13 protein-coding genes are annotated in these 17,468 nt (G+C 56.4%); 8 read left to right on the top strand and 5 right to left on the bottom strand.

The genetic code is table 11. The annotated features are described in order from the left end of the window. The first annotated feature begins 2 nt into the window (after positions 1 to 2). Together V6942_RS20170 and V6942_RS20165 are read left to right on the top strand one after the other, a co-directional pair. Positions 3 to 1,439, top strand: coding sequence for a glycoside hydrolase family 32 protein (locus V6942_RS20170; RefSeq protein ID WP_182929722.1), 1,437 nt, complete (start codon positions 3 to 5; stop codon positions 1,437 to 1,439). A 17-nt stretch (positions 1,440 to 1,456) separates the two neighbouring features. Further along, positions 1,457 to 2,401: an aminoimidazole riboside kinase gene (locus V6942_RS20165; protein WP_333501742.1), complete on the top strand. Its 945-nt coding sequence runs from the start codon at positions 1,457 to 1,459 to the stop codon at positions 2,399 to 2,401. A 58-nt stretch (positions 2,402 to 2,459) separates the two neighbouring features. Here the strand turns inward: V6942_RS20165 and metJ are convergent, their stop codons facing one another. Further along, positions 2,460 to 2,777: a met regulon transcriptional regulator MetJ gene (gene metJ / locus V6942_RS20160; RefSeq protein WP_012907792.1), complete on the bottom strand. Its 318-nt coding sequence runs from the start codon at positions 2,775 to 2,777 to the stop codon at positions 2,460 to 2,462. A gap of 259 nt (positions 2,778 to 3,036) precedes the next feature. Between metJ and metB the strand changes: the two genes are divergently transcribed. After that, positions 3,037 to 4,197: a cystathionine gamma-synthase gene (gene metB, locus V6942_RS20155; protein WP_182929721.1), complete on the top strand. Its 1,161-nt coding sequence runs from the start codon at positions 3,037 to 3,039 to the stop codon at positions 4,195 to 4,197. 2 nt (positions 4,198 to 4,199) lie between these two features. Next, positions 4,200 to 6,632 (top strand): bifunctional aspartate kinase/homoserine dehydrogenase II, encoded by a 2,433-nt coding sequence (locus V6942_RS20150; RefSeq protein ID WP_106929373.1) that lies wholly within the window; start codon positions 4,200 to 4,202, stop codon positions 6,630 to 6,632. On the opposite strand, the gene V6942_RS20145 is transcribed toward V6942_RS20150, so the two are convergent. After that, positions 6,607 to 7,791 (bottom strand): cytoplasmic protein, encoded by a 1,185-nt coding sequence (locus V6942_RS20145; RefSeq protein WP_333501741.1) that lies wholly within the window; start codon positions 7,789 to 7,791, stop codon positions 6,607 to 6,609. The two genes, V6942_RS20150 and V6942_RS20145, sit on opposite strands and share 26 nt — an antisense overlap. Before the next feature lie 133 nt (positions 7,792 to 7,924). Between V6942_RS20145 and V6942_RS20140 the strand changes: the two genes are divergently transcribed. Continuing rightward, positions 7,925 to 9,481, top strand: coding sequence for a bifunctional metallophosphatase/5'-nucleotidase (locus V6942_RS20140; protein WP_106929375.1), 1,557 nt, complete (start codon positions 7,925 to 7,927; stop codon positions 9,479 to 9,481). 165 nt (positions 9,482 to 9,646) lie between these two features. Here V6942_RS20140 and V6942_RS20135 read toward each other — a convergent pair whose 3' ends face one another. Then, complete coding sequence (locus V6942_RS20135) at positions 9,647 to 10,027, bottom strand: carboxymuconolactone decarboxylase family protein (RefSeq protein ID WP_106929376.1); 381 nt, start codon at positions 10,025 to 10,027, stop codon at positions 9,647 to 9,649. A gap of 89 nt (positions 10,028 to 10,116) precedes the next feature. Here V6942_RS20135 and V6942_RS20130 point away from each other — a divergent pair, with 89 nt between their 5' ends. Then, complete coding sequence (locus tag V6942_RS20130) at positions 10,117 to 11,025, top strand: LysR family transcriptional regulator (RefSeq protein WP_106929378.1); 909 nt, start codon at positions 10,117 to 10,119, stop codon at positions 11,023 to 11,025. Here V6942_RS20130 and malI read toward each other — a convergent pair. Further along, the gene (malI, locus tag V6942_RS20125; protein WP_106929380.1) at positions 10,998 to 12,014 is read right to left on the bottom strand and encodes a Mal regulon transcriptional regulator MalI; all 1,017 of its coding nucleotides are present in this window, start codon (positions 12,012 to 12,014) and stop codon (positions 10,998 to 11,000) included. The genes V6942_RS20130 and malI overlap by 28 nt on opposite strands. Before the next feature lie 89 nt (positions 12,015 to 12,103). Further along, a complete protein-coding gene (locus V6942_RS20120) occupies positions 12,104 to 13,603 on the bottom strand; it encodes a PTS transporter subunit EIIC (protein ID WP_106929381.1) in 1,500 nt (499 codons plus the stop codon). A gap of 450 nt (positions 13,604 to 14,053) precedes the next feature. On the opposite strand from V6942_RS20120, the gene metF reads away from it, so the two are divergent. Further along, the gene (gene metF, locus V6942_RS20115) at positions 14,054 to 14,941 is read left to right on the top strand and encodes a methylenetetrahydrofolate reductase (RefSeq protein ID WP_106929383.1); all 888 of its coding nucleotides are present in this window, start codon (positions 14,054 to 14,056) and stop codon (positions 14,939 to 14,941) included. Positions 14,942 to 15,274: 333 nt separating this feature from the next. Beyond that, entirely contained in the window at positions 15,275 to 17,449 is a 2,175-nt protein-coding gene (gene katG / locus V6942_RS20110) for a catalase/peroxidase HPI (RefSeq protein WP_106929385.1), read from the top strand. Positions 17,450 to 17,468: the final 19 nt, after the last annotated feature.

Here is a 17,468-nt window from a genome sequence, read left to right as displayed (position 1 = left end):
ATATGACATTTTCAATTGCCCTTGCTGAACAAGCACTTCAGAAACGCAGCGCGACGCTAAACCCGCGCTGGTATCCGCGCTATCACCTGGCGGCGCGCGCCGGATGGATAAACGACCCTAACGGGCTGGTGTGGTTTGACGGTTGGTATCACGCGTTTTATCAGCACCACCCTTACTCGAACCAGTGGGGACCCATGCACTGGGGCCACGCCCGGAGTAAAGACTTAGTGCACTGGGAACATCTGCCGGTGGCGTTAGCGCCAGAGGGACCTGAAGATAAAGACGGCTGTTTCTCCGGTTCGGCGGTGGTGGATGGCGATACGCTGGCGCTGATTTACACCGGGCATAAATTTCATGGCGACCCGAGCAGCGACGATAATCTCTACCAGGTACAGTGCCTGGCAACCAGTCGCGACGGCATTCATTTCGAGCGCCAGGGGCAGGTGGTTGATACGCCAGAGGGCCTGCATCATTTCCGCGATCCGAAGGTCTGGCGTGAGGGTGAGTACTGGTACATGGTCGTCGGCGCACGTGTGGGTGATGTTGGCCAGGTACGTTTATTCCGTTCGCCCGATCTGCATCAGTGGCAGGAAGAAGGCGTGCTTGCACAGGCCAACGCGGGCATGGGCTATATGTGGGAATGCCCTGACTTCTTCACCCTCAACGGCAAGCGCGTGCTGATGTTTTCACCGCAGGGGCTGGCGGCGGAAGGCTACCGCAACCGTAACGTGTTCCAGAGCGGCTATTTAATCGGCGACTGGCTGCCGGGGCAGACTTTTGCCGCCGACGGGGAATTTATCGAGCTGGATCACGGCCATGACTTTTACGCGCCGCAAAGTTTTCTCACGCCGGATGGTCGCCGTATCGTCATTGGCTGGCTGGATATGTGGGAATCGCCGATGCCAGAGCAACAGGACGGCTGGGCCGGCATGCTCTCGCTACCGCGCGAAATTTATCTCGGTGCGGATCATCGTTTGCGGATGGTGCCAGCCGAAGAGGTCGCGGCGCTGCGCGGCAGTTATTATCCACTGCTGGCGCAGCAGCTTAAAAACCAAACGTCGCCGATTGTGGATGATGCGCAGGCCGTTGAGCTGGAACTGTCGTGGGAATTAAACGGTGCGACGGCGGAGCGTTACGGTATTACCCTCGGTGAAGGGCTGCTGCTGTACGTTGATACCCAGGCGCAGCGTCTGGTGCTTGAACGCCGTTATCCGCAGTATGCGTTAGAGGGGGTGCGCAGCGTGGCGTTACCGGCGGCCGCATTATTGAAACTGCGGGTGTTTATCGATCGCTCATCAATTGAAGTCTTCGTCAATGACGGCGAAGCTTGTCTGAGCAGCCGAATTTACCCGCAAGAGGGGGAACGCCAGCTGTCGCTGTTTGCCGGTAACGGTAGCGCCATGCTCAGTAACGGTGGCTATTGGCCGTTGGATCAATAAACAGAGGAGAGCACGCTATGACTATCTGGACGCTGGGCGATGCGGTGGCGGATCTCCTGCCGATCTCAGAGACCCGTTACGAGGTGTGCCCCGGCGGCGCGCCGTTGAACGTCGCGGCAGGCGCGGCTCGTCTGGGCTGCCGCAGCGGTTTTATTGGCCGCGTGGGTGACGATCCGTTCGGGCATCTGATGTACAAGACGCTGCAGCAATACGGCGTGATCACATCGGCAATGGAACAGGACAGCCAGCACCGCACGAGCACGGTGGTGGTTTCCCTGGGGAAGGGCGGTGAACGGGACTTTACGTTTCTGGTGAATCCATCCGCCGATCAGTTTTTATCGACACAAGCGCTGCCCGCGCTGGGGGCCGATATTCTGCATTTCTGTTCACTGGCGCTGGTGGCACCAACGTGTCGGCAGACCTTAAGCGAGGCGGTAGCGCAGATTCAACATCATCAGGGGTTGGTGAGTTTTGACGTTAACCTGCGGGCGCAAATGTGGCTCCATCCCCAACAGATGCTGGAAACGGTGCACGGTTCGGCCTGTCAGGCAGACATCCTTAAGCTTTCCGAGGAAGAGTGGTACTGGTTAACGCAAACGCAGGACTTCAGTCAGGCGATCGCCGCGCTGGCGTCTTACCCCGCCGCGTTAAAGATAGTGACCTACGGTGCACAAGGCGCGATGGTGCTGTGGCAAGGGCAGGTGATTCATTTCTGCGGCTATCGGGTCGAGAGTATCGACACCACCGGGGCGGGGGATGCGTTTATGGCAGGGTTACTCAGCCATATTGCGCGGCACGGGATGCCGGGTGATATCGTACAGCTACAGCGGGCCGTTGCCCAGGCTAGCGCCTGTGGCGCACTGGCGACAACGCAGAAGGGCGCGCTGTCGGCGGTTCCTGACGGCGAAACGGTGGCGCAGTTTATTGCCGCCCGGCCGCTGCCGGAGTTTGAGGTGAAATAGCGCCCGCTGAAAATAAAAAAGCCGGGAAACGTTGGCGTTTCCCGGCTTTTTTATCGAATCAATACTCCCACGTCTCCGGGTCGATCCCCAGCTCACGCATAATTTCTTTCGCCGCTTCCGGAATTTCATCGCTGCGCTCTTTTCGCAGGTCTTCATCGTTAGGTAACGGTTGACCGGTAAAAGCATGCAGGAACGCTTCACACAGCAGTTCGCTGTTGGTGGCGTGACGCAGGTTATTCACCTGACGACGCGTGCGTTCATCGGTGAGGATCTTCAACACCTTCAGAGGAATGGAAACCGTAATTTTTTTTACTTGCTCACTCTTCTTACCGTGCTCAGCGTATGGGCTGATATATTCGCCGCTCCATTCAGCCATGAGATACCTTTAATCCTCTAGTCATTAGTTAACAGGCCGATACACGGCCATGATCGCGCGTAGTGTACCGTAGAGACCTTGCTCTGACACGAACTTAGCCTTCGCAGATGTGCGCTAATGCATATAATTTTAACGGCTATTTGCCGATAGCTCAATCTATACGCAAAGAGGTTTAGATGTCTAGATGTATTGACGGCTATTGCAACAATGTTTACTCTGGGGGCTGACTTTTCACAGACCTTGCCAGGAACGAATCCTCATGACCCGTAAACAGGCCACCATCGCAGTGCGTAGCGGATTAAATGACGACGAGCAGTATGGTTGTGTTGTCCCGCCGATTCATCTTTCCAGTACCTATAACTTTACCGGTTTTAACGAGCCGCGTGCGCATGACTATTCCCGTCGCGGTAATCCAACGCGTGACGTCGTGCAGCGGGCGCTGGCGGAGCTGGAAGGCGGCGCGGGCGCGGTCCTGACCAATACGGGCATGTCGGCGATTCACCTCGTCACGACCGTTTTCCTGAAGCCAGGCGATCTGCTGGTGGCACCTCATGACTGCTACGGCGGCAGCTATCGTTTGTTCGACAGTCTGGCAAAGCGCGGCTGCTATCGCGTGCTGTTTGTCGATCAGGGTAATGATGAGGCGTTAAAAGCGGCGCTGGCAGAAAAACCGAAGCTGGTGCTGGTCGAAAGCCCAAGCAACCCGCTGCTGCGGGTGGTCGATATTGCGAAAATCTGCCAGCTGGCGCGTGAGGCCGGCGCGGTAAGCGTCGTGGATAACACCTTCCTCAGCCCGGCGCTGCAAAACCCGCTGGCGCTGGGTGCGGATCTGGTGCTGCATTCCTGCACCAAGTACCTCAATGGCCACTCTGACGTGGTGGCTGGCGTGGTGATTGCGAAAGATCCTGACACCGTCACAGAACTGGCATGGTGGGCAAATAATATCGGCGTCACCGGCGGCGCGTTCGACAGCTATCTGCTGCTGCGCGGCTTACGCACCCTTTCTCCACGTATGGAAGCGGCACAGCGTAACGCCAATGCGATTGTTGATTTCCTCAAACGCCAACCGCTGGTCAAAAAGCTGTATCATCCTTCTCTGCCGGAAAACCAGGGCCATGAGATTGCCGCGCGCCAGCAGAAAGGCTTTGGCGCGATGCTGAGCTTTGAGCTCGACGGCGACGAACAAACGCTGCGCCGCTTCCTGAGCGGGCTGTCGCTGTTCACTCTGGCGGAATCGCTGGGCGGGGTAGAGAGCCTGATCTCCCATGCGGCCACCATGACCCACGCGGGCATGGCGCCAGAAGCGCGTGCCGCCGCGGGCATTTCTGAGACGCTATTGCGTATCTCAACCGGTATTGAAGATAGCGAAGACTTAATTGCCGATCTGGAAAATGGATTCCGGGTCGCAGCCGAGGGGTAAACATGAGTGTGATTGCGCAGGCAGGGGCGAACGAACGTCAGCTGCATAAATTTGGTGGGAGTAGTCTGGCGGATGTGAAGTGTTACCTGCGCGTGGCCGGCATTATGGCGGAGTACTCTCAGCCTGGCGATATGATGGTGGTGTCGGCCGCCGGTAGCACCACCAACCAGTTGATTAGCTGGCTGAAACTCAGTCAGACCGATCGCCTCTCTGCGCATCAGGTTCAGCAGACGCTGCGCCGCTATCAGTCGGATCTGATTAGCGGCCTGCTGCCTGCCGAGATTGCCGATGGCATGATTGCCGACTTTATCCACGACCTGGAGCGTCTGGCCGGGCTGCTGGATAACGGCGTGAATGACGCTGTCTATGCGGAAGTGGTCGGTCACGGTGAAGTGTGGTCGGCACGCCTGATGGCGGAAGTGCTCAAGCTGCAAGGTCTGGATGCCGCATGGCTTGACGCCCGCGCCTTCCTGCGTGCGGAGCGCAGCGCGCAGCCGCAGGTGGATGAGGGTCTATCGTACCCGTTGCTGCAACAGCTGATGGCGCAGCATCCGGGTAAACGTCTGGTGGTGACCGGCTTTATCAGCCGCAACAATGCCGGTGAAACCGTGCTGCTGGGGCGTAACGGCTCCGACTATTCCGCAACCCAGATTGGCGCGCTGGCGGGAGTTTCCCGCGTGACCATCTGGAGCGACGTGGCGGGCGTGTATAGCGCCGACCCGCGCAAAGTTAAAGATGCCTGTCTGCTGCCGTTGCTGCGTCTGGATGAAGCCAGCGAACTGGCGCGCCTGGCGGCCCCGGTACTGCACGCGCGTACCTTACAGCCGGTTTCAGGCAGCGATATCGACCTGCAGCTTCGCTGTAGCTACACGCCAGATAAAGGCTCAACGCGCATCGAACGCGTGCTTGCCTCCGGTACCGGCGCGCGAATCGTGACCAGCCATGATGACGTCTGCCTGATTGAATTCCGCGTCCCGGCTGGCCAGGATTTCAAACTGGTACATAAAGAGATCGACCAAATCCTCAAACGTGCGCAGATTCGTCCGCTGGCGGTGGGCGTACACGCGGATCACCGTCTGCTCCAGTTCTGCTATACCTCAGAAGTTGTTGATAGCGCGCTGAAAATTCTTGATGAAGCCGGTTTACCTGGCGAGCTGCGGCTGCGTCAGGGGCTGGCGCTGGTGGCGATGGTAGGCGCGGGCGTCACCCGTAACCCGCTGCATTGCCACCGTTTCTGGCAGCAGCTGAAAGGCCAGCCGGTTGAGTTTACCTGGCAGTCGGAAGAGGGCATTAGCCTGGTAGCCGTGCTGCGCGCGGGCCCAACTGAAAGCCTGATTCAGGGCCTGCACCAATCGATTTTCCGCGCCGAGAAGCGTATCGGCCTGGTGCTGTTTGGTAAAGGCAACATCGGCTCTCGCTGGCTGGAGCTGTTTGCGCGTGAGCAAAGCACGCTTTCTGCCCGTACCGGTTTTGAATTTGTGCTGGCCGGGGTGGTGGATAGCCGCCGCAGCCTGCTGAGCTACGAAGGGCTGGACGCCAGTCGCGCGCTGGCTTTCTTTGAAGACGAAGCGGTTGAACAGGATGAAGAATCGTTGTTCCTGTGGATGCGTGCGCACCCGTATGACGATCTGGTGGTGCTTGACGTGACCGCAAGCGAGCAGCTGGCCGATCAGTATCTGGATTTTGCCAGCCACGGTTTCCACGTGATCAGCGCCAACAAACTGGCCGGGGCCAGCAGCAGTGACAAATACCGCCAGATTCACGACGCGTTTGAAAAAACCGGCCGCCACTGGCTGTATAACGCCACCGTCGGCGCGGGGCTACCGGTTAACCATACCGTGCGCGACCTGATTGAAAGCGGCGACAGCATCCTGGCCATCAGCGGTATTTTCTCCGGCACGCTGTCCTGGTTGTTCCTGCAGTTCGACGGCAGCGTACCGTTTACCGACCTGGTGGATCAGGCCTGGCAGCAGGGGCTGACTGAACCCGATCCACGTGTCGACCTTTCCGGTAAAGACGTGATGCGTAAGCTGGTTATCCTGGCGCGCGAAGCGGGCTATGACATCGAGCCGGATCAGGTTCGCGTGGAGTCGCTGGTTCCGGCGCACTGTGAAGAAGGTTCCATAGATCACTTCTTTGAAAATGGCGATGAGCTGAACGAGCAGATGCTCCAGCGCCTGGAAGCCGCTCAGGAAATGGGGCTGGTGCTGCGCTACGTGGCGCGTTTTGATGCCAATGGCAAAGCGCGCGTCGGCGTCGAAGCGGTGCGTCAGGAGCATCCGCTGGCGTCGCTGCTACCGTGCGATAACGTCTTCGCGATTGAGAGCCGTTGGTACCGCGATAACCCGCTGGTGATCCGTGGGCCAGGCGCCGGTCGCGATGTGACCGCCGGGGCGATTCAGTCGGATATCAACCGACTGGCGCAACTGCTGTAGTTGTGTTGCCGGATGGCATGTTGCCATCCGGCCATTGATTGCGGCTAATGAGGGTATTGTATCTCACCGTCAGCGCCTTTATCGTCTGAAATACGGAGTGGGCAGAGTAGCGCCCGCTTTGCTGAAATTCCGTTTGCCGCTGGAGCCAGGCGATAAAAGTATGGCTTGCTGCCAGCGTGATTGCCGCCCCTTGTTCGGCCTGCCCCTCTGTTAACAGGCATACCATTTTACGCGTGCTGCCCTGCTGCCAAATCTGCCACTGATTTTGCCACCATCCCTGATTGGTTTTACCGAGTAACTGCCAGGGCATGATGCATTCACTATCACGCATACTTTCATCAATGAACCAAAGCGAGGCTTGATGCGCGCGGAACTGCTCTGCCCATGCGGTAATCACCGCGCCTCGCAGAAAACATTCATGGGCGACAACGTGCGTTTTGACCCCCGGCCAGAGATGGCTCAGTACCCGGAAATGCCCATGTGCGGCAATGACCGGGCGCAGAATAGCACCGCTGGCGTTACGTTTGAGCCGTGCGCTGCCGTACTGAATTTCGTCAAATTGACTGCGGTGTAAAAACTGACTTTCTCGCTGACTCACACGCTGAACAATATCGTCATGAACCACCGTTGCTTCATCGACGCCACGCCAGCGATAAAGTAATGATGCGCCAGCCGCATGCGGCGTGAAATTGCTGGAAATATGCAGAACATTGCCGCGAAATGTATCAACGCTGAGCAGCAGATAAAGTTTTTGCGTCGCGCTGGCTCCCTGAAAAGGAACGATGAGGGGGACAGTGGCGATGTGTTCTGGTGAAGGGATTGCAGCGATCGGCGGCTGCCTGGGCGTCCAGACTTTTTTGCAGCTTCGACACTGCACGCGCTGAGAACCCTGGGGATTATGTCCATAACGGATCGTGTCACGATGGTAACAATTCGGGCAAAAAAGACCGTTGTCGGCAGCGAAATCCGTTAAATATGCTGATAACCAACGGTGGACGTGTTCATCGTTAAACAACGGCGGGTAACTCCCACACGCCCGGCAGTGCAGCGCGGCATAGCCCAACCGATAGTCTGGCCAGCTGTAGTCTGGCGAGTTTGCTAACCCCAGATTTTTGCAGCCAAAAGATTTGCAGCAATTGATGATGAACAGCGGCGTCATCGTGTTACCAACGATTTTTAAAGGTCGTTGATTTTGCCCTACACACCTTAACGATAGATGTGAGTTTTCTCACATATAAAAACCTTTCAGAACGTAAGGTAGCAATTCTTTATATGACTGAAAGGGGTTGATTATGAAGTTAAAAATGCTGGCAGTTGGCGTTTTGATATCGCTGCCATTATGGGCATCGGCAAAGGATGTCACTATTATCTATACCAACGATCTCCATGCCCACGTTGAACCCTATAAAGTCCCATGGATTGCGAATGGTACCCGTGATATTGGCGGCTGGGCCAATATCACGACGATGGTGAAGCAGGAAAAAGCCAACAATAAGGCAACGTGGTTTTTGGATGCCGGGGACTATTTTACCGGGCCGTATATCAGCAGCCTGACCAAGGGCAAAGCGATTATCGATATCATGAACACCATGAATTTCGATGCCGTTACCATGGGCAACCATGAGTTCGATCATGGCTGGGACAACACGCTGCTGCAGCTGAGCCAGGCAACATTCCCGATTGTGCAGGGCAATATCTTCTATCAAAACAGCAGCAAAATGTTCTGGGATAAGCCGTACACCATTATTGAAAAAGAGGGTGTAAAAATCGGCGTGATTGGCCTGCACGGCGTGTTTGCCTTTGATGATACGGTTTCTGCTGCGACGCGTGTTGGCATCGAAGCGCGCGATGAAGTGAAGTGGCTGCAGCGCTACATTGACGAGCTAAAGGGTAAGGTCGATCTCACCGTGGCGCTGATCCATGAAGGCACGCCAGCGCGTCAGTCCAGCCTGGGGGGAACCGATGTACGTCGTGCGCTGGATAAAGACATCCAGACGGCAAGCCAGGTGAAGGGGTTAGATATCCTGATCACCGGTCATGCGCATGTCGGTACGCCGGAACCGATTAAAGTCGGTAACACCCTGATTCTTTCTACCGACAGCGGCGGCATTGATGTGGGTAAACTGGTGCTGGATTATCAGCAGAAACCGCATCAATTTACGGTGAAGAACTTCGAACTGAAAACCATTTATGCCGATGAGTGGCAGCCCGACCCGCAGACGAAACAGGTTATTGATGGCTGGAACAAAAAGCTGGATGAAGTTGTGCAGCAGGTGGTGGCTAACTCGCCGGTTGAGTTAACGCGCGCTTATGGCGAATCCTCCTCACTGGGAAACCTGGCGGCAGATGCGCTGCTGGCGGCTGCGGGGAAAGAGACGCAATTGGCGCTGACGAACTCGGGCGGCATCCGCAATGAAATCCCGGCAGGCTCCATCACCATGGGGGCGGTCATTAGTACTTTCCCGTTCCCGAACGAGCTTGCAACAATGGACCTCAGCGGTAAGCAGCTGCGCAGTTTGATGGAGCACGGTGCCGGTTTAAGCAACGGCGTTCTGCAAACGTCCAAAGGTCTGGCGATGCAGTACGACAGCAGCAAACCAGTGGGCCAGCGGGTCACGGCATTGACGCTGAACGGTAAGCCAATTGAAGACGCTGCGGTTTATCACATCGCGACCAATAGCTTCCTGGCCGATGGCGGTGATGGTTTTAGCGCATTTACCGAAGGGAAAGCGCGTAATACATCCGGCGGGTATTACGTGTCTAATGCTGTGGTGGATTATTTCAAAGCGGGAAACACGCTGACGGATGAGCAGTTGAAAGGCATGCGTGTGCAAGATGTGAAGAAATAAACGAGAGCAGGCCAGCGGAACATCGCTGGCCTCAGATTGCTGACAAACCCGCTCGTTGTGCCGGATGGCGTCGCAAGCGACATCCTGGGATGTCGATATCAATCAGTCACGCAATCCACGTAGGCCCGATAAGCGTAGCGCCATCGGGGATTTCGGACTTCGTCATTATTTGTCCTGGTGAGAGGTAAACACCTCTTTCGCCGCAAAAAGCCCGTTCAGCGCCGCCGGGAAACCGGCATAAACTGCCATCTGCATAATCACCTCAACAATTTCTTCCTGCGTTAAGCCAACGTGCAGCGCGGCGGCGATGTGTACTTTGAGCTGTGGCGCGGCGTTACCCATGGCGGTCAGTGCGGCGACGGTGGCAATTTCCCGGCTGCGTAGGTCCAGACCCGGACGCGCGTAAATATCACCGAACGGGAATTCAAGCAGATAGCGGGCGAAGTCCGGGGCGATATCCTTCAGGCTCTCGACAACGGCGTTGCCCCCTTTCCCATCAACCTGTTGCAGCATTTTCTGGCCGGTAATAAAACGTTCTGATTGCATGACTCTTCCCTCATAGGTGCGGTGTATGTCGAGAGAATAGGCGGCGTAGAGTGATGTGGATAATACCGATTTCGTGATACCTTTTGGGTATGACTACATCGCCGCTCCACTCTCTGGATATTCGCCTGCTGCGCTACTTTGCCGTGGTGGCGGAAGAGAACAACATGCGCCGTGCGGCGGACAGGCTGTATATGTCGCAGCCGCCGCTGAGCCGCCACATTCGCCAGCTTGAAGAACGGCTGGGGGTGGTGCTTTTTGTGCGTCATACCAAAGGGTTGACGCTCACGGATGAAGGATTGCGGGTGCTGGAGATTATTCGCCCGCTGTTGGCGCAGCAGGACAGGACTTACGCCGCCCTGAGCGGGCTGGTTCAAACGGCAACATCATCGTTGCGGCTCGGGCTGACAACTGCGTTTGAGCCGGATTTTTTTACGTCGCTGGAAGTGCTGCTTGCGACGCGGGTCGAGACGCTGAATATTGTGCGCCACGGTTCGCCGGAGCTGGTGCGCCAGCTGCGGCGGGGGAAAATAGATGCCGCGCTGGTGGCGCTGCCGCTGGAAACGTCAGAGCTAAGCACGATCCCACTTGCCCGCGAGGAGCCGCTGATTGCGGCCCTGCCTGCGCAGTGGCCGGAGTCGGCGCAGGCATCATTGACGCTGCCTGCGATCGCTCATCGGCCGCTGTTCTGGTTTAAGCGTGAACGTAACCCTGCCTTCTTTGACTTTACGCGCGCTATTTTTCGTCGTGCAGGCTATGCGCCAACCTGTATTGAAGAACCGCTGGAGCACGATGTACTGCTGGCGCGCATTGCCCGCGGCGAAGGGCTGAGTCTGTTTCCCGCCTCGTTTGCCGCTATTCAGCGCCAGGGCGTGGTGTTCAGGCCCCTCGAAGAAGCGGCGCTCTGTTTACAGTGCGGGCTGGTCATGCTGCCGGAAAACGCCGCGCGGCTCGGTTGGTTGATCGACGTGATTCAGGCTGATTCGCGAGTGACCAACTGACCCGACAGCGTAATGACCTGGTTTTGTAAGGCGGGCTCTTTCAGCTTGCGGATCATCAGCGTCGCCGCCTGGCGACCGGTCTCTTCGCTGGCGGAAGAGACGTAGGTAAACGCCGGTGACGTGAGGTTGATGTGCAGCATATCTTCAAAGCCAATGAGCGCAACCTGCTGGGTTAAGAAGACATCTTTCCCCACGGTGCGCCCCACTTTATGAATCCCATCAATACAGCCAATCATCGCGTCCGGAGAATGGCACAGCAGCGCGGTGATGGCGTTGTTATTTTCCAGCAGTTGGCGGGTTGCAACGCTTGCCGCGTGCGTGTCGTCGCCGCAGGCGGGGGTAAACTCATCGCGATTGGCAATGCCCAGGCGGGTGAGGGTGCTGCGAAAGCCCACCAGGCGCTGCTGGCGAATCAGGTCATGTTCCTGGCCGCCAAGGTAGGCAATGTAGCGGTGGCCGCGCTCCAGCAGATAGCGGGTGGCCAGGCTGGCTGCCTGCTGGTTATCGCGCAGCACGCGGTTGCATTCGGCGTTGATCGGCGACTGCGACACCACGACCAGCGGCAGCGGACACTGGCGGATTTGCGCGGGTAGCGTATCGCGGCGCACGTCGGACGCCAGATAGATGACCCCGGCGACGCCCTGCTGCTTAAACGACAACAGGCAGCGTTCCAGGTGCTCGTGTTCGTTCAGCGGCTGGCCGAGAAACACCATATAGCCCTGTGCTTCCAGCTCTTGCACAATGCTGGCCATCACTTTGATGGAGAAGCTGTCGCTGAAGTCACGAAGAATAAGACCAATCAGATTAGAGGTGTTAGAGCGGAGATTAGCGGCGGCCACGTTGTGAACGTAGCCCAGCTCATGAATAGCAGCCTGCACTTTTTCGATGGTCGCATCGGAGATTTTTCCTTTCTGACGAAGCACCAGCGACACGGTAGAAACCGAGACGCCCGCGCGTTTCGCGACATCAATTATGCTGACCTTCTTCAAAAAACGCTCCCTGAACCGTGGTGAATATCCGCAGAAAACAAGGAGGTGCCCATCAGGGATGGGAACCTCCAACCGGCGACATCTTATGATTATTTGCCAATCATCGTCGACATGGTTTGCGCGATAAATTGCGCTCTGGCGCCAAAAATCACCTGAATGCCGTTATCGCCGACGAAAACAACGCCACGTGCGCCGATATTGTTCAGGCCATCTTTATCAACCGGCGCTTTATCCGACACTTCCAGACGCAGGCGCGTGATACAGGAGCCTACGGAAGCGATGTTTTGTTCGCCGCCCAGCAGGCCGATAATCTCCGTGGCCAGATCTTCATCGCTTTTATCGCTGGCGCTGACCGTGGTTTCGGTACGGCCCGGCGTTTTGACATCAAAACGGCGGATGACGAAGCGGAAGGTGAAGTAATAGATCAGCCCCATCGGCACGCCGACAATAATGGCGTTGAGGAAGTTGGTCTGATAGCCGTTAAATGACGGCAGGATGCCAAACGAGATGTAGTCGATAAGCCCGGCTGAGAAGGACTTAGCGATGTGTGCGTGCAGCAGGTACATCACCATATAGGAGAGACCGGCCATGATGGCGTTGAAGACGTAGAGAATCGGCGCCACGAAGATAAAGGTGAACTCAACCGGTTCGGTGATCCCGGTCAGGAAGCAGGTCAGCGCGGCTGAGAACAGGATACCGGCGGCGATTTTTTTATTCTTCGTGTGGGCTTCATGGTACATCGCCAGACACGCCGCCGGCAGTGCGAATAGCATCAGCGGGAACTCGCCCTGCATAAACTTACCGGCATTCTGGTAGGTGTCGCTGCTGAAGGATTTCACGCCTTCTTCCAGCATTTTGAACCAGATAGTTTGATCGCCGTGAATCACCTGGCCTGCGTGGGTGGTGTAATCGCCGAAGGAGTACCAGAACGACGGATACCAGATATGGTGCAGGCCCAGCGGAATCAGCGCGCGTTCAACCAGACCGAAGATAAAGGTCGATACCGCCTGGTTATCGCCATTGATGATCACCGACAGTGCGTCGATACCCGCCTGAATGTGCTGCCAGATGTATGGCAGAACCAGCCCGAGCACAAACGACAGCAGCGCGGTAGCGATGGCGACGAAGCGTTTACCGGAGAAGAAGCCGAGGAATTCCGGCAACTGCATCTTGTGGAAACGGTTATAGCACCAGGCCGCGAGGATGCCGCAAATCAGGCCGCCAAAGACGCCCATTTGCAGAGTCGGAATACCGACCACCATCGCATATTTCCCGCCTTGCCCCGCCATCTCCGGCGTGATACCCAGCACGGTGCTGATGGTGATATTGGTGACGAAGACAGAAACGGCGGCAGACAGCGCCGCGATGCCGGACTCGGATGCCAGACCGACGGCGGAGCCGATGGCGAACAGCATCGGCAGGTTGTCGAAAATAATCCCGCCTGCGTTCATCATCAGCGGCAGGTGGAATTTATCCCCGAACGCCAGCAGCAGACCGGCCGCAGGCAGCAGCGAGATGGGCAGCATCAGCGCGCGGCCAATCATCGACAGTTTAGAAAGCGATTTAACGACACTCGATATCAGACTCATACTGATTTCCCCCGGATAGACGCCTCTTCGTGCGTGCTTTTAATAACTCTGTTTATGTTAGGTATAACGTTATAGTAGAACGTTCTACTTATCGTGAAACAAGCCATTAACGTCTGCAATAGAATTTTTGTTCAGGATGATGATGTGTGGAAAATATGCGAAGTGGCTCGCAATTTTAATTCTGTATAAAAAGTGTGGTTATCGTGATTGAAGCGATACGACGGGCGACGCGTCGCGATGGTTTCCACCTGGAAATGCGGTATTGCTAGTGCTTTATCTTCCCCGGATTCGGAAGATGAACTTTTTTCATCTTTACTGAGTATTACTCACTTTTTACGCCGATCTTTCTATTGACGCCCGTCGTCTTTTGCGGCATTTTTACATCCAGACGTCTAAACGGATAGATGTTTACAGTACAACAATAATGACATGCGATTGATGAGGTAAGGTATGAGCTTTTTTCACGCCAACCAGCGGGAAGCGCTGAACCAGAGTCTGGCTGAAGTAGCCGGTCAGATTAACGTTTCTTTTGAGTTTTTCCCGCCGCGCACCAGTGAAATGGAGCAAACCCTGTGGAACTCTATCGATCGTCTTAGCAGCCTGAAGCCGAAATTTGTGTCGGTGACCTACGGCGCGAACTCCGGTGAGCGTGACCGTACGCACAGCATCATCAAAGGCATTAAGGATCGCACGGGTCTCGAAGCCGTACCGCATCTGACCTGTATCGATGCCAGCCGTGATGAACTGCGGGCGATTGCCCAGGATTACTGGAACAACGGTATTCGCCATATCGTCGCCCTGCGCGGCGATCTGCCACCGGGCAGCGGCAAGCCGGACATGTACGCCGCCGATCTCGTGACGCTGCTGAAGGACGTTGCGGATTTTGATATCTCTGTCGCCGCCTACCCGGAAGTACACCCGGAAGCAAAAAGCGCGCAGGCCGATCTGCTGAACCTGAAACGCAAAGTGGACGCCGGTGCTAATCGCGCGATTACGCAGTTTTTCTTTGACGTCGAAAGCTACCTGCGCTTCCGCGACCGCTGCGTATCCGCCGGTATTGATGTCGAAATTATCCCGGGCATCCTGCCGGTCTCTAACTTCAAGCAGGCGAAGAAATTTGCCGATATGACCAACGTGCGTATTCCGGCCTGGATGTCGACGATGTTTGAAGGTCTGGACGACGATGCGGAAACCCGCAAACTGGTCGGCGCTAGTATCGCGATGGACATGGTGAAAATCCTCAGCCGCGAAGGGGTGAAAGACTTCCATTTCTACACCCTGAACCGTGCGGAAATGAGCTATGCCATCTGCCACACGCTGGGTGTGCGTCCGGCATAACATTTTGCCGGATGGTGTTAGCTTATCCGGCCTACGACATGGGTATTTTGTAGGCCCGGTAAGCGAAGCGCCACCGGGCAATGGCTCGCGTTCAAATTCCCTGCCTGGACATAAGAAAATCCTCACATTTTTAGTGGTTTATTATCATTTCTCCCGATCGATCACAGCCAACTTACCCCAAATTGTGCAAGCATAGACTCGACCTGCGCAAAAATTCCTCTCTGGCAAGGGAAAAATAAGAGGAATTAACTATCAAATCCGTGGGTCATTTCAGCTATAACTTATCAGCAGGGGTGTATATCTTAACGATAAATACTGTAAGGGAGCATAGTGATGAGCACGCCAGACGATATCCAGAACGCAGGTAAATGTCCTTTCCACCACGGTGGTGGCCACGATCAAAGTGCGGGCGCGGGCACCAGTAGTAAAGACTGGTGGCCGAAGCAGCTTCGCGTTGACCTACTTAATCAGCATTCCAATCGATCCAACCCGCTGGGCGAGGACTTCGATTATCGTAAAGAATTCAGCAAATTAGATTACTCTGCGTTGAAGGGTGATATTCGTGCACTGTTAACAGACTCGCAGTCCTGGTGGCCAGCCGACTGGGGCAGCTATGTGGGGCTGTTTATCCGCATGGCGTGGCACGGGGCGGGTACCTATCGTTCAACCGATGGACGCGGCGGCGCAGGGCGCGGCCAGCAGCGTTTCGCACCGCTCAACTCCTGGCCTGATAACGTCAGCCTAGATAAAGCGCGCCGCCTGCTTTGGCCAATCAAGCAAAAGTATGGGCAAAAAATCTCCTGGGCCGATCTGTATATTCTTGCCGGTAACGTGGCGCTGGAAAACTCCGGCTTCCGCACCTTTGGTTTTGGCGCCGGGCGTGAAGACGTCTGGGAACCGGATCAGGACGTAAACTGGGGCGACGAAAAAGCCTGGCTGGCGCACCGTGATCCTGAAGAGCTGGCTAAACGCCCGCTGGCGGCCACAGAAATGGGCCTGATTTACGTGAACCCGGAAGGGCCGAACGCCAGCGGTGAACCGCTGTCTGCGGCATCTGCCATTCGCGCGACCTTTGGCAACATGGGGATGGACGACGAAGAAACCGTCGCACTGATCGCTGGCGGTCATACGCTGGGTAAAACCCACGGCGCGGCGTCCGCCACCCATGTTGGTCCGGATCCGGAAGCGGCGCCGATTGAATCTCAGGGCCTGGGCTGGGCAAACAGCTTTGGCAGCGGTGCGGGCAAAGATGCCATCACCTCCGGGCTGGAAGTCGTCTGGACTCAGACCCCGACCCAGTGGAGCAACTACTTCTTCGAGAACCTGTTCAAATATGAGTGGGTCCAGACCCGCAGCCCGGCTGGTGCTATCCAGTTTGAAGCGGTCGACGCACCGGAAATTATTCCAGACCCGTTCGATCCGTCGAAAAAACGTAAGCCAACCATGCTGGTTACCGACCTGACGCTGCGCTTTGATCCGGACTTTGAGAAAATTTCTCGCCGTTTCCTCAACGACCCGCAGGCCTTTAACGAAGCCTTCGCGCGCGCGTGGTTCAAGCTGACCCACCGTGATATGGGGCCAAAAGCGCGTTACATCGGACCGGAAGTGCCGAAAGAAGATCTGATTTGGCAGGATCCGCTGCCGCATGCGTTCTTCAACCCAACCGCAGAAGATATCGAAAGTCTGAAAGCAGACATTGCGGCTTCTGGCCTGTCCGTGAGCGAACTGGTCTCGGTGGCGTGGGCGTCAGCCTCGACCTTCCGCGGCGGTGACAAACGCGGTGGCGCTAACGGTGCCCGTCTGGCGCTGGCACCACAGCGCGGCTGGGAAGTGAACGCGACGGCCGCACGCGTGCTGCCGGTACTGGAAGGCATCTATAAATCAGCGCATAAAGCATCACTGGCCGATATTATCGTACTGGCAGGCGTGGTGGGCGTTGAGCAGGCGGCGAAAGCGGCTGGCGTTAGCATCAAGGTACCGTTCACTCCGGGTCGCGTTGACGCGCGCCAGGATCAGACGGATATCGAGATGTTTGAGCTGCTCAAACCGGTTGCCGATGGCTTCCGCAACTACCGCGCCGCGCCGGGTGAAGCGACGACGGAGTCCCTGTTAATCGACAAAGCGCAGCTGCTGACGCTGACCGCACCGGAAATGACGGTGCTGGTAGGCGGTATGCGCGTACTGGGCGCTAACTTTGACGGCAGCCAGCACGGCGTGCTGACCGACAACGTCGGCGCGTTGACGACTGATTTCTTCGTCAATCTGCTGGATATGCGCACCGAGTGGAAAGCGACTGACGAAACGTCCGAGCTGTTCGAAGGCCGCGACCGCGTCAGCGGCGAAGTGAAATACACCGGCACCCGTGCGGATCTGGTGTTTGGTTCTAATGCCGTACTGCGTGCGCTGGCAGAGGTGTATGCCTCTAGCGATGCCAAAGAGAAGTTTGTGAAAGACTTCGTGGCGGCGTGGGTGAAAGTGATGAACCTGGACCGTTTTGACCTGCTGTAAGGTGGCTTTGACGGTATAA

The organism is Kluyvera genomosp. 2 (genome assembly GCF_036759865.1).
Taxonomy (GTDB): Bacteria; Pseudomonadota; Gammaproteobacteria; order Enterobacterales; family Enterobacteriaceae; genus Kluyvera; species Kluyvera ascorbata_B.
This window is presented reverse-complemented; position numbering and strand designations above follow the sequence as displayed.